Raw genomic sequence first — 12,904 nt, 5'->3', positions numbered from 1 at the left:
CGCTTGTGCCGAGTTGAGAGTGGCCCTCGGATCAAGTCCGAGGGCGGTATCGAGCGTGGGGCGGGGCCGTATCGCGCGCGAGATGCGCCGGAGCATGACTTTCTAGCCATCCCCTACCCACCACATCTTGTATGCCTTCCCAAGTCCACCGACTCTCTCTAGGCTCCATCGCCCGATACCGATGGAGATAGCCGATGGCCCTGCACGTGACCGATGCCAATTTCGCAACTGAAGTGCTGGCGTCGGACCGCCCGGTGCTGGTGGATTTCTGGGCCGAATGGTGCCCGCCCTGCAAGGCGATGAGCCCGACCATCGACGAACTGGCCGAAACGCTCGCCGACAGCGTCAAGATCGTCAAGCTCGATGTCGATGCCAATCCGGGCATCACCACGCAATACAATGTCCGCGCCATGCCGACGCTGATCGTGTTCAAGAATGGCGAGCCCATCGACCTCAAGGTCGGCGCCGGCCAGTCGCGCGTGCAGCTGATCAAGTGGCTGGAAATGCACGCGGCCTGAGCAGGATCCAGTCCAGAGAGTGGCGCTCCCCCTCGCCCCTTGTGGGAAAGGGGGGCAATTTCCTCGTTCAGAGGAAATTGCGGGTGAGGGGTACTGCGTCATCCTATGCTTCAATGTTTGCGAATGGCCCGGCGCCCCCTCATCCGCCCTTCGGGCACCTTCTCCCACGAGGGGAGAAGGGGACTCCGTGGACGAGGCGGGATCGTGCATAGCTGCTTTTACCCCAATCACCTGCTAGAAAAGGGGCATAAGAAGACTACCGAAGGATGCCCAATTGGCCCCGATCGACCTTTCCGCCGCTCCGTTCAACCTCGATGACGAGGCGATTGCCTGGGTGGGTGCCACTCGCGATGGTTTTACCCCGCGCGATAAACTGGCCCAGCTCTTCGTATTGCTGGAACGCGGCAGCCCCGCCGAAGTGGCTGAAACCGTCCGCGGCTTCAAGCCGGGCGGCATTACCCGCATCTATTCGCCCGACCTCGCCGCCGAGATCGGCCTGGCCCGCAATCTGGGCACGCTGAGCGCGGTGCCGCTGCTGATCAGCGCCGATCTCGAAGGCAGCCGCATGAGCCTGCCCTTCGGCACCTCGGTTCCCAACCCGCTGGGGCTGGCCGCCGTCGACGATGTGGAAGCCACCACGGCCATCTCCGCCATCATGGCGCGCGAGGCCCATGCCGTCGGGCTCAACTGGAGCTTTACCCCGGTCATCGACATCAACCAGGCCTGGCGCAGCGCCATTGTCGGCACGCGCTCCTATGGCAGCGACATCGCCAAGGTCGAGCGCCACGCTCTGGCGCAGATCGCGGCCTTCCAGGCCAATGGCGTCGCCGCCACGGTCAAGCACTGGCCCGGCGAGGGCTATGACGACCGCGACCAGCACCTGGTGACCACGGTCAATCCATTGTCCATGCCCGAATGGGAGGCGAGCTTCGGCCAGCTTTACCGCAAGGCCATCGAGGCCGGCGTCATGAGCGTCATGTCCGCCCATATCGCGCTGCCGGCCTTCGTGCTGGCGCTCGATCCCGATGCCGGCGCCGAAGCCTTCCGGCCCGCCTCGCTGAGCAAGGTGCTCAACGAGGACCTGCTGCGGCGCGAACTGGGCTTTAACGGCCTCATCGTCTCGGACGCCACGCCCATGGCCGGCATGGGCGACTGGGGGCCGCGCGACGAGGTTTTGCCCGAAGTCATCATTTCCGGCTGCGACGTGATCCTGTTTTCCGACGATCCGAATGGCGACCTGATGCGGCTGGTCAAGGCCGTGGCCGATGGCCGCCTGAGCCAGGAGCGCGTCGATGAGGCGGTGACCCGCGTGCTGGCGCTCAAGGCGGCTCTCGGCCTGCACAAGGCGGACCGCCCCGAGCCCAATCTCGACACGGCGCACAGAGTGGTGGCGACCGAAGAAAACCGCGCCGTGGCGCAGGCGGTGACAGCGCGGGTGCCGACCCTGGTCAAGGACGTGAGGAACCTGTTGCCGCTGTCGCCGGCCAGGCACAAGCGCGTGCTGGTCTATTCCGGCGGCGTCATCCTGCCCTTCGTGCCCCATCCCCTGCCGCTCAGCCTGCCCGAGCGGCTGGAAAAGGAGGGCTTCGAGGTCACCGTCTTCGCGTCAGGTATGGATGTGAACCCGAAGAATTTTGACCTCGTGCTCTATCTTTTCGCCGAGGAAACCCTGCTGACCCGCAGCCGCATCTTCCTCGACTGGACCAAGCTCACCGGCTCGGTGTTCGGCGCCATGAGCCGGCTGTGGCACGACGTACCGACGCTGATGATTTCTTTCGGCTATCCCTACTATCTCCATGACGCCCCGCGTGTGCCGGCCTATGTCAACGCCTATGGCTCGAGTGAGGCCATGCAGGAAGCGGTGGTGGACTGTATCCTGGGCCGGGCGCCGTTTGCCGGGGTAAGCCCCGTAGACCCGTTCGTGGGGAGTGAGCAGGGGAAGTATTGAGGCACGCCCTCGTGGTTCGAGGCTCGCGAAGGGCTCGCACCTCACCATGAGGGCTACTGGAGCACCGGGCTAAAAGTAGCCCTCATGGTGAGGTGCGCTTCTTCAGCGCCTCGAACCACGAGGGCGTGCCACTCAGTCCGGTGGCGTCTTGTTCTGCGCCAATACGGCACCCGCCAGGTAAAGCGAGCCGCAGATCAGCACCCGCGCATTCGGCACCACCGCAGCGGCCTTGAGCGCCGCCGTCACCGAACGCATCGGCCGCGCCTCGAAGCCCGCCTTGCGGGCCTCCTCGGCAATATAAGCCGCCTTGTGCGCATTGGCCTCGCCGGGGATGGTGAGGGTCAGCACCTGCTGCGCCATACCGGCAAACGGCGCCAGCACGGCTGATGGCGCGCGAGTATTCATCAGGCCCATGATCAGCACCAGCGGGGCGGGACGGGCCTGATCGAGTTCGCGCAGGGTCGTGGCCACGGCCGCCGCGCCATGGGCATTGTGGATGCCGTCGAGCCAGAGTTCCGCGCCAGGTCCGAGCAGCTTGCGCAGGGGCCCGTTCTGCAACGGGGTCATGCGGGCCGGCCAGCGCACCTGCCGCAAGCCACGCGCTATCGCCTCGGCATCCACCGGCAGACCGAAATGATGCGCCGCCGCGATGGCCAGGGCTGCATTGTCGAACTGATGGGCGCCCAGCAGACCCGGCGGTGGCAGGTCGAGCAGGCCCGCTTCGTCCTGATAGACCAGCCGTCCATCCTGCGCGCTGCCGTGGAAGTCCTCGCCTTGCCAGATCGGCGCTATGCCCAGCCGCCGGGCCGCCCGGTCGAGCACGGCACGACCTTCGTCCTGCTGCAGGCCGATGACGGCCCTGCTGCCGCGCTTGAAGATGCCGGCCTTGTTGACCGCGATTTCGGCAATGGTGTTGCCGAGGAAGGCCTGATGATCGAGATCGATGGGCGTGATGATGACGCCCAGCGGGTGGGCCACGACATTGGTCGTGTCATAGGTGCCGCCCATGCCGGTTTCGAGCAGCAGGTAATCGGCCTTCGTCTCCGCGAAGAGCAGGAAAGCGGTGGCCGTGGTGATCTCGAAAAACGTCATCGGCCGCCCGGCATTGACCTTTTCGACATGCTCCAGCGCCGCGTTGAGCCGGCGCGTGCCCACCAGCCTGCCAGCGAGACGGATGCGCTCGTTGAAATGCACCAGATGGGGGGAGTTGTAGACATGTACCGTCTGGCCCGCCGCTTCGAGGAAGGCCCGCAGATAGGCAATGGTGGACCCCTTGGCATTGGTGCCGGCCACATGGATCACCGGGGGCAGGTGTTCGTGTGGATTCCCCAGCTCGGCCAGCAGCGGCAGGATGCGGTCGAGGCTGAGATCGATCAGCTTGGGATGCAGCGCCGAAAGGCGCCTGAGAATGGCATCGGTACGGGACATGGGAAAGGTCCGGCTGGAGAGGCCGATGAGTTACCGCCGATGCGACAGGTCGGCAAGGGCGGCGGGCTGCGGCGGACCCATATCGCGAGGTCTCGATTCCTTCGCCTCCCTCCCCCTTGAGGGGAGGGAATGAGGGTGGGGGTCGCTCAGTGGCCCACAGGATTACCCCCTCCCCAGCTCTGCTACGGCCCTGCGGGCCGAGCGACGCTACCCTCCCCTCAAGGGGGAGGGAGAGAAAAGTGTATACCGCAATGCTATTCCGCGTGGGCGGCGGCGACCGGCGGCAGGTCGCCATCGTCGCCTTCGGCCGCCACCGCGGCGTCGCGCAGGCTGGTCCGCACCACCGCCGGTGCCGTGTCGGTCAATGCGCCCGAGGCCTCCGTCTTGGTCAGGATGGCCGAGAGCGAGCCGATGGTCGAGCGCAGGTTGTGGCGGTGCACCACCATGTCCACCATGCCGTGCTCGTAGAGATATTCCGAGCGCTGGAAGCCCTTGGGCAGCTTTTCGCGGATGGTCTGCTCGATGACGCGGGCGCCGGCAAAGCCGATCTGCGCGCCCGGCTCGGCCAGGTGCACATCGCCCAGCATGGCATAGGAAGCGGTGACGCCGCCCGTGGTCGGATTGGTCAGCACCACGAAGAAGGGCAGGCCGGCCTCGCGCAGGCGCAAAACGGCAACGGTGGTGCGCGGCATCTGCATCAGGCTCAGGACGCCCTCCTGCATGCGCGCGCCGCCCGAAGCGACGAACAGCACGAAGGCCGTCTTGCGATTGGCCGCAGTTTCAAGACCGGTGATGATACCCTGTCCGGCTGCCATGCCGAGCGAGCCGCCCATGAAATCGAAATCCTGGATGGCGACGGTAATGTCGCGCTCGAAGAGCTTGCCGGTAGCGACGATGACGGAATCGTCGAACCCGGTCTTGGCGCGGTTTTCCTTGAGGCGATCAGGGTAGCGCTTCTGGTCGCGGAACTTCAGCGGATCGACCGCCACCGATGGCACCGGCACCAGCTCATAGTCGCCATTGTCGAGGAAGGTCTTGAGCCGGTCCACCGGCTTGATCTTCATGTGATAGCCCGAATTGGGCACCACCCACTGGTTGGCTTCGAGATCGCGATAGAACACCATCTCGCCCGACTCGGGATCCTTGACCCAGAGGTTTTCCGCGATGGCCGGCTTGGCGCCCAGCATCGAGCGGATTTTGGGGCGGACGAAATTGTCGATCCAGTTCATGGCAAGGCCTCACGAGCGTCTGCGCGTCACTTAGGGGACGATTGTGGCGAATGTTATCAGGGGGTTGGGTCCAGGGCAAAGGCGATGCTGGCCAAAGCGCGGGGCTGTGAACAACTCAGGCGCGAATGGATCACGCAATCGTGCGCGTGAAACGACACGATAATAAGAGTTGTCCATCGACCGCATCGTTATATCCGATGACAATTTTGTAATTGTACAGATCGGATGAATACAGTTCGGCTGTCCTTTCTGAAATATACTTGCAAGTTACAGGTCGTGTCGCACTTCCGGCGGGAATGTGCCACCATTCCACCATAGTCCCGCCTCGCCGGGAACCACATAACCCAGAAAAACTGCAAAGGGGGGAGGCGATCATGTCTTCGATATCTGAACGATTCCGCGACTTCAAAGCCGGCAAGGCGACGTTGTTATGGTCATGCGCCGGCTGCATCGTTGCGACCATGATCGTAGGTTTCACCTGGGGCGGCTGGGTCACGGGCGGCTCGGCCCAGGAACGCGCCGACAAGGCCGCGCAACAGGCCGTCGCCGAACTGGCCGCCGATATCTGCTTCAAGCGCTATCTGGCTGCGCCCGATGCCCGCGTCAATCTCACCGCGCTCAACGAGGAAAGCAGCTATCGGCGCGGTGGGGTGCTCGAGGATGGCGGCTGGGTAACCCTGGCCGATCGTGAAGACCCCATTGATGGCGCTGCCCGGCTCTGCGCCGACCAGTTGGCGGAGGTCGATCTCGGCACATTGCCCACGACGCCAGTGGCCGATGCGGGGGCGGTATCGACCACGGCACCGGCCGCGACAACTGTGGAATAACAGGCTCCCCCGCTCCTCACCGTGTCAGGGAGCACCGGCCCTGTCCCTTTGGGGCGGGGCCGGCAATGCGTCAGGCCCTGGCCCGCTTCACGCCGGCGAAGATGTCGGCCACCAGGTCGCGCACGGCGGCGACCGTTTTGTCGGTGGCCTTGCCATCGACCAATGTCCTGGCCACCGCATCGACCAGCACCGTGCCAACCACGATGCCATCGGAATGCTTGCCGATCTCGGCGGCGTCCTCTGCCGTCTTGATGCCGAAGCCGACGGCCACCGGCAGGTCGGTATGGCTCTTGATGCGGGCCACGGCCTCGCCCACCGCGGCGCGCGACTTGATCGCCGCCCCGGTAATGCCCGTCATCGACACGTAGTAGACGAAGCCCGAAGTGTTCTTCAGCACGGCCGGCAGGCGCCTGTCGTCGGTGGTTGGCGTGGTGAGGCGGATGAAATTGATCCCGGCCGCCAGGGCAGGGATGCAGAGTTCCTCGTCTTCCTCCGGTGGCAGGTCGACGATGATGAGCCCGTCGACACCCGCGTCCTTGGCGGCCAGGAGGAAGCGGTCGACGCCGAAGCTGTAGATGGGGTTGTAATAGCCCATCAACACGATGGGCGTGGTCTCGTCCTTGCGGCGGAAATCCTCGACCATGCCGAGCACGCCGCGCAGGGTCATGCCGCCGGCCAGCGCCCGCTGCCCGCCGAGCTGGATGGCCACGCCATCGGCCATCGGATCGGAAAACGGCATGCCGAATTCGATGATGTCCGACCCCGCCTGTGGCAGGGCCTCCATGATGGCCTGGCTGGTGGCGAGATCAGGGTCGCCGGCCATGACATAGGTGACGAGCGCCGGACGCCCGGCGGCCTTGCATTCGGCGAAACGCTTTTCGATACGCGACATGACTATAGCAGCCCCAGATAATTGCCGACGCTCTCAACGTCCTTGTCGCCGCGCCCGGAAAGGCACAGTACGATCGAAGTGTCCTTGCCCATGGTCGGCGCGACTTTCATCACTTGCGCCAGGCCATGCGCCGATTCCAGCGCCGGGATGATGCCCTCGGTGCGGGTCAGCAACTGGAAGGCGTCGAGCGCTTCCTTGTCGGTGATCGGCGCATAGGTGACGCGCTTGCTGTCATGCAGGAACGCATGTTCGGGGCCGACGCCGGGATAGTCGAGGCCCGCCGAGATGGAATGGCCTTCGAGGATTTGCCCGTCCTTGTCCTGCAGCAAATAGGTGCGGTTGCCATGCAGCACGCCGGGGCGGCCGCCGGTCATGCTGGCGGCATGACCATTCTCGGTGTCGATGCCATGCCCGCCCGCCTCGGCGCCGTAGAGCTTGACTGACGGGTCGTCGAGAAAGGCATAAAAGGTGCCGATGGCATTGGAGCCGCCGCCCACGCAGGCGACCACGGCCTCGGGCAGCCTGCCTTCGGCTTCCTGGAACTGCTGCTTGAGCTCGGTGCCGATCACGGATTGGAAGTCGCGCACCATTTCCGGATAGGGATGCGGGCCCGCGGCGGTGCCGATCAGGTAATAGGTGGTGTCCACATTGGTCACCCAGTCGCGCAGGGCCTCGTTCATGGCGTCCTTGAGCGTGCCGGCCCCGGCGGTGACGGGGCGCACTTCGGCGCCCAGCATTTTCATGCGCAACACATTGGGCTTCTGCCGCTCGACATCGGTGGCGCCCATGAAGATGGTGCAGGGCAGGTCGAACTTGGCGCAGACCGTTGCCGTCGCCACGCCATGCTGGCCGGCGCCGGTCTCGGCGATGATGCGCGTCTTGCCCATGCGCTTGGCGAGCAGGATCTGGCCCAGGCAATTGTTGATCTTGTGGCTGCCGGTATGGTTGAGTTCTTCGCGCTTGAGCCACACCTTGGCCCCGCCCAGATGCTTGGTCAGCCGCTCGGCGAAATAGAGCGGGCTGGGGCGGCCGGTATAGTGCGTCGCCAGGTCCTTGATCTCGCTCAGATAGTCCGGATCGACCTTGGCAGCGCGGTAATGCGCCTCGAGATCGAGGATCAGCGGCATCAGCGTTTCGGCGACGAACCGCCCGCCATAGAGCCCGAAACGACCCTCTTCATCGGGGCCATTGCGCAGGGAATTGATGCCGTCCATTTCGGTACCCCTCGATGCGCCGAGGGAGCCCCGGTGCCTGTGCTAGCCGGCGGAACGGGCGTTGCGGATGAACGCCTCGATCAGCCTCTTGTCCTTGACGCCAGGCGCGGTTTCGACGCCGGAGGACACATCGACCCCATAGGGGCGCACGGTCTTGACGGCGTCGGCCACGGTCTGCGGCGTCAGCCCCCCGGAAAGCATGAAGGGGATGGACGGGTCAAGCGCCTTGAGCAGCGCCCAGTCGAAGGTGTCGCCCAGCCCGCCCGGCCGGTCGGCTCCCTTGGGCGGCTTGGCATCGAGCAGGATGCGGTCGGCGACATCGAGGAAATCGGCGACATGGGTCACATCCTCGGCCGAGCCGATGGGCAGGGCCTTCATGATTTCGACGCCCGCCTCGGCGCGAATGGCCGCGACGCGATGCGGCGTTTCGGGCCCATGGAGCTGGATCCAGTCCGGTCCGAGCGCGGCGACTTCGGCCACGCAGCTATTGTCCGGATTGACCAGCACCACGCAGGTCTCGATCCGCCCGCGGGCTTCCGAGATCAGCGTGGCGATCTCCTCGATGCTCACATGGCGCGACGAACGCGGAAAATGCATGAACCCAACCATATCGGCTCCAGCCGCGATGGTGGCTTCGAGCAGTTCAGTTGTCTTTATGCCGCAAATCTTGATGATCAGGGGTTCGGCCATCGGGGTCGCTCAGCGCAGCTCCAGGAGGTCATCGACGTCGGCCAGGGGACCTGATCCCGTCTGGCCGTGATTGCGGCGCAGCGTTTCCAGCTCGCCATGCAGCATATGCGCCTCGCGACGCCAGTGTTTTTCCCGGCGGCGATGGCGCCCCTGGGCAAACCAGGTCGCGGTGCCGCCCAGCAGCACGCCCACCAGCAGCACGACATAGAGCACCACGAACATGGGCACGCCATAGCCGGGCGCCACGCTGGTCTCGACCGGGGCGAAGGGGTTGAAATTGACCACGACGAAATGCCGGTTGGCGAGGGCGAAGACGATCAGCCCCAGGCATAGCGGGACAAGGACCACCCAACCGACGATTCTATTGACCATGAGCGGCTCTGTCCGATGGGGCGTTGCCCGTTACGAGCGGTTAAGCCGCTCGCGGATTTCCTTGCCGGCCTTGAATTGCGGCACATATTTCTCGCCCACATCGACCTGCTCTCCGGTCCGTGGATTGCGGCCGACACGCGCCGGGCGGTTTTTCACCGAAAACGCGCCGAAGCCGCGCAGCTCGACCCGGTCGCCCCGCGCCATGGCATCCCCGATCTCGTCGAGGATGGCGTTGACGATGTTTTCGATATCACGCTGGAACAGATGCGGATTTTCCGCCGCGAGTTTCTCGACGAGTTCCGACTTGATCATCCCGGGCTCCAGTTGGCAGGCCGCCGCCTCCCTCTAGTTCAGGAAGCGGTGCCAACCTGCCAAAGCGAAACCAGCCCGTCAAGCGTGATGGGGCCATCGGGCAGGCCGAGCGCGGCGCGCGCCTGTCCGTTGAGGAAGGTTCCGATCAGGTCGAACCCCTGCTGCGGCTCGGGCCACACGGTGCGGATATCGAGGTCGGCATCCAGGCCGCGCTCCGCTTCGAGCCAGTCCATGGCCTCTTTTTCTCCGCCGATGGCGTCGATCAGCCCGCTTTCGACCCCCACCCTTCCGGTGACGATGCGGCCATCGGCCAGTGCCAGCGTGGCCGGCCGGGTCAGGCCGCGCCGCTCGGCCACCACATCGACGAACCACTGGAAGCTGTCATCGACCAGCGCGGCGATGGAGGCGCGCGGCGCCCCTTCCATCGGCTCATCGAAATCGGGCTCGGCCTTGAGCGGACCCGACGCCACCTTGTCGAGATCGACGCCCACCGTCTCCAGCAGCTTGCCGGCATTGACATGCTGGTACAGCACGCCGATCGAGGCGACGATGGACAGCCGCCGGGCAAAGATGCGATCGGTGGCGATGGCGGTCATATAGGCCGCCGAAGCGCCCAGCTCGCCGATGACGGCCACAGTGGGCTTGGCCGCCCGCAATTGCCCCAGCGCCTCGTAGAGCTCCTCGCCGCCGGCCGTGGTGCCACCGGGTGAATTGATGGCCACGATCACCGCCTTGACGGCATCGTCCTCGGCCAGCGCATCGATGGTCGCCAGTCGCGCCCGGTCGGTGGTGATGGTTCCGTCGATCACCAGCCTGGCCACATAGTTGCCTGTCGGGTTCTGCGGCAGGGCAAAGCGTCCCAGCCCCACCACGATGGCAATGGCCAGCGCGCTGAAGGCCAGCACCCGCCATAGCCCGCGCGAGCGGCGATAGGTCTCGGCGGCGATGATGGCATGGGCGTCGGGACTGGGCTGTTCGGTCATCGGGGCCTCGGGGCGAAATCAGTGCAGTCGGGTAGGCCCACAGCGCCGCTTTGGCAAGTCAGAAGCGCTTGACCATCAGCCGCGCGGCGTCTTCGTAGCTCTCGAGTTTCTCCGCCAGCTCGGGCGCCGGCACGGTGCGGAAGCCGTGCTTGTACCAGAAGGGCAGTGAGCCATTGACGGCGACGAGGCTGGCATTGGGGAAGCCTTCGGCCCGGGCATGGCGCAGGATATCGCCGACGATCATCGCTGCCGCGCCGGTGCCGCGCGCCGCCGGCAGCAAGGCCAGGTCGTGCAGGTAATAGGTATCGGCATGGTCGGGCAGGACGCCGAGCAGCGAATTGAGCGCCGGCAGCGCCCCAAAGCGCCAGGGATGGGAGAAGATGTAGCCCGAGGGCAGCCCGTCCAGTTCCAGCAGCCTTGCGCCATCGGGATAGAGCCTGAGCCGCTCGACGAATACGTCCATATCCTCGGGAAATGCCGGGTGTACCAGTGCCGCGATGGCTTCGATCGCCGGCAGGTCGAGCGTGGTCATGGCCCGCCAGTGCATTGCATTTCTCATGCTGTTCTTAGAAAGCAAAAGGCCCGCGCTGTGAAGCGCGGGCCCGATGGTTTGAAGCAAAGAGAATTACTTCTCTTCGCGACCCTTGAGCGCAGCGCCCAGGATGTCGCCGAGCGAAGCGCCCGAATCCGACGAACCGTAATTGGCCACGGCTTCCTTTTCCTCGGCGATTTCGAGCGCCTTGATGGAAAGCTGGATGCGGCTGGTCTTGCGGTCATACTGGGTGACGCGCGCATCGACCTTCTCGCCCTTGGAGAAACGCTCCGGGCGCTGGTCGTTGCGGTCGCGGCTGAGGTCGGCGCGGCGGATGAAGGCGGTCATGTCGCTGTCGGCGATGCGGACTTCGATGCCCCCATCGTTGACTTCGATGACCGTGCCGGTCACCACGGCGCCCTTGCGGATGCCGCCGGCTTCGCCACCAGCGGCTGCGTCGGACGAGGTTTCGCCGGTCGCGAGCTGCTTGATGCCCAGGCTGATGCGTTCCTTTTCGACGTCAACGTCGAGGACCTTGGCCGAAACCATGTCACCGCGGTTGTAGTCTTCCAGGGCGATTTCGCCCGACTTCTGCCAGTCGAGGTCGGAGAGGTGAACCATGCCGTCCACATCGCCGTCGAGGCCGATGAACAGGCCGAATTCGGTCTTGTTCTTGACTTCGCCTTCGATGACCGAGCCAACCGGGAACTTCTCGGCGAAGCTTTCCCACGGATTGGCCAGGGTCTGCTTGAGGCCGAGCGAGATGCGGCGCTTGTCGGGGTCCACTTCCAGCACGACGACTTCGACTTCCTGGGAGGTCGAGACGATCTTGCCGGGGTGGACGTTCTTCTTGGTCCAGCTCATTTCCGAGACGTGGATCAGGCCTTCGATGCCCGGCTCCAGCTCAACAAAAGCACCGTAGTCGGTGATGTTGGTGACGCGGCCGGTGAACTTGGCCTCGATCGGATACTTGGCTTCGATGCCATCCCACGGATCGGCCTGAAGCTGCTTCATGCCGAGCGAAATACGGTGAGACTCGTGGTTGATGCGGACGATCTGGACCTTGATGGTCTCGCCGATCGTCAGCACTTCGGACGGGTGGTTGACGCGACGCCATGCGATGTCGGTGACATGCAGCAGGCCGTCGATGCCGCCCAGGTCGACGAACGCACCGTAATCGGTGATGTTCTTGACCACGCCGTCGACCACCTGGCCCTCTTCGAGCTGCTGGACGATTTCCGAACGCTGTTCGGCGCGCGATTCTTCGAGAATGGCACGACGCGACACGACGATATTGCCGCGGCGCTTGTCCATCTTCAGAATCTGGAACGGCTGCGGCACGTTCATGAGCGGGGCGATATCGCGGATCGGGCGGATATCGACCTGCGAACGCGGCAGGAAGGCGATGGCGCCTTCGAGGTCGACGGTGAAACCACCCTTGACCTGGTTGAAGATGGTGCCTTCAACGCGCTCATTGTTGTTGTACATTTCTTCGAGCTTGACCCAGCTCTCTTCGCGGCGGGCCTTCTCGCGGCTGAGCACGGCTTCGCCGGCAGCATTCTCGACGCGGTCGACATAGACCTCGACCACCGAGCCAACGGTGATGGTGCCGTCACGGCCGGCCTGGCCGAATTCCTTGAGCGCGATGCGGCCTTCGGTCTTGAGACCGACATCGATGATCGCCAGATCCTTTTCGATGGCGACGACCGTGCCCTTGACGACGGCGCCTTCCAAAGGCTCGTTGTCGACGAAGCTGTCCATCAGGAGGGCTTCAAAATCTTCTTTCGTCACAGTTTGCTGTGCCAAATATCTTCTCCGTTGCACCGGTTGTTGGGGTTGAAGACCGAAAGCCCGCCATTCCCAAATGGAAATGCCGGCGCGCGAGCGCCCGATCGAAAAGTTGATTTGCGGTAGTTTCCGGCTGATCGCTGGGTGAGTGCCGGGGCCGAACCATCCAAG

13 protein-coding genes are annotated in these 12,904 nt (G+C 64.5%); 3 read left to right on the top strand and 10 right to left on the bottom strand.

All coding sequences use genetic code 11. The annotated features are described in order from the left end of the window. Nucleotides 1–194 precede the first annotated feature (194 nt). Nucleotides 195–518: a thioredoxin gene (gene trxA / locus ASD80_RS06950; protein ID WP_056230718.1), complete on the top strand. Its 324-nt coding sequence runs from the start codon at nt 195–197 to the stop codon at nt 516–518. Between the two features lie 274 nt (nt 519–792). Beyond that, on the top strand, nt 793–2,466 hold the full coding sequence (locus tag ASD80_RS06945) for a glycoside hydrolase family 3 protein (RefSeq protein ID WP_056230717.1): 1,674 nt from the start codon (nt 793–795) through the stop codon (nt 2,464–2,466). A gap of 132 nt (nt 2,467–2,598) precedes the next feature. Here the strand turns inward: ASD80_RS06945 and ASD80_RS06940 are convergent, their stop codons facing one another. Both ASD80_RS06940 and ASD80_RS06935 read right to left on the bottom strand, forming a co-directional pair. Further along, entirely contained in the window at nt 2,599–3,894 is a 1,296-nt protein-coding gene (locus ASD80_RS06940) for a bifunctional folylpolyglutamate synthase/dihydrofolate synthase (protein ID WP_056230715.1), read from the bottom strand. Between the two features lie 254 nt (nt 3,895–4,148). After that, nucleotides 4,149–5,123 (bottom strand): acetyl-CoA carboxylase carboxyltransferase subunit beta, encoded by a 975-nt coding sequence (locus ASD80_RS06935; RefSeq protein WP_056230713.1) that lies wholly within the window; start codon nt 5,121–5,123, stop codon nt 4,149–4,151. A 374-nt stretch (nt 5,124–5,497) separates the two neighbouring features. Here ASD80_RS06935 and ASD80_RS06930 point away from each other — a divergent pair, with 374 nt between their 5' ends. After that, nucleotides 5,498–5,950, top strand: a complete 453-nt coding sequence (locus ASD80_RS06930; RefSeq protein WP_200950257.1) for a hypothetical protein — start codon at nt 5,498–5,500, stop codon at nt 5,948–5,950. Nucleotides 5,951–6,020: 70 nt separating this feature from the next. On the opposite strand, the gene trpA is transcribed toward ASD80_RS06930, so the two are convergent. The 8 genes from trpA to rpsA all read right to left on the bottom strand — a co-directional run bounded on the left by trpA (nt 6,021) and on the right by rpsA (nt 12,751). Then, nucleotides 6,021–6,842: a tryptophan synthase subunit alpha gene (gene trpA / locus ASD80_RS06925; RefSeq protein WP_056230712.1), complete on the bottom strand. Its 822-nt coding sequence runs from the start codon at nt 6,840–6,842 to the stop codon at nt 6,021–6,023. 2 nt (nt 6,843–6,844) lie between these two features. Next, a complete protein-coding gene (trpB, locus tag ASD80_RS06920; RefSeq protein ID WP_056230710.1) occupies nt 6,845–8,056 on the bottom strand; it encodes a tryptophan synthase subunit beta in 1,212 nt (403 codons plus the stop codon). A gap of 42 nt (nt 8,057–8,098) precedes the next feature. Beyond that, nucleotides 8,099–8,746 carry a phosphoribosylanthranilate isomerase gene (locus tag ASD80_RS06915; protein WP_056230709.1) on the bottom strand — a complete coding sequence of 216 codons (648 nt, stop codon included), beginning with the start codon at nt 8,744–8,746 and terminating at the stop codon, nt 8,099–8,101. A gap of 9 nt (nt 8,747–8,755) precedes the next feature. Continuing rightward, nucleotides 8,756–9,118: a lipopolysaccharide assembly protein LapA domain-containing protein gene (locus ASD80_RS06910; RefSeq protein WP_056230707.1), complete on the bottom strand. Its 363-nt coding sequence runs from the start codon at nt 9,116–9,118 to the stop codon at nt 8,756–8,758. Nucleotides 9,119–9,148: 30 nt separating this feature from the next. Beyond that, nucleotides 9,149–9,430: an integration host factor subunit beta gene (locus tag ASD80_RS06905; RefSeq protein WP_035099264.1), complete on the bottom strand. Its 282-nt coding sequence runs from the start codon at nt 9,428–9,430 to the stop codon at nt 9,149–9,151. 38 nt (nt 9,431–9,468) lie between these two features. After that, nucleotides 9,469–10,413 (bottom strand): signal peptide peptidase SppA, encoded by a 945-nt coding sequence (gene sppA / locus ASD80_RS06900; protein WP_056230705.1) that lies wholly within the window; start codon nt 10,411–10,413, stop codon nt 9,469–9,471. 58 nt (nt 10,414–10,471) lie between these two features. After that, entirely contained in the window at nt 10,472–10,960 is a 489-nt protein-coding gene (locus ASD80_RS06895; RefSeq protein ID WP_244488955.1) for a GNAT family N-acetyltransferase, read from the bottom strand. Nucleotides 10,961–11,038: 78 nt separating this feature from the next. Further along, nucleotides 11,039–12,751, bottom strand: coding sequence for a 30S ribosomal protein S1 (rpsA, locus tag ASD80_RS06890; protein ID WP_082555119.1), 1,713 nt, complete (start codon nt 12,749–12,751; stop codon nt 11,039–11,041). Nucleotides 12,752–12,904 lie beyond the last annotated feature (153 nt).

This window comes from Devosia sp. Root635, from assembly GCF_001427605.1.
In the GTDB taxonomy this organism is placed as follows: Bacteria; Pseudomonadota; Alphaproteobacteria; order Rhizobiales; family Devosiaceae; genus Devosia.
This window is presented reverse-complemented; position numbering and strand designations above follow the sequence as displayed.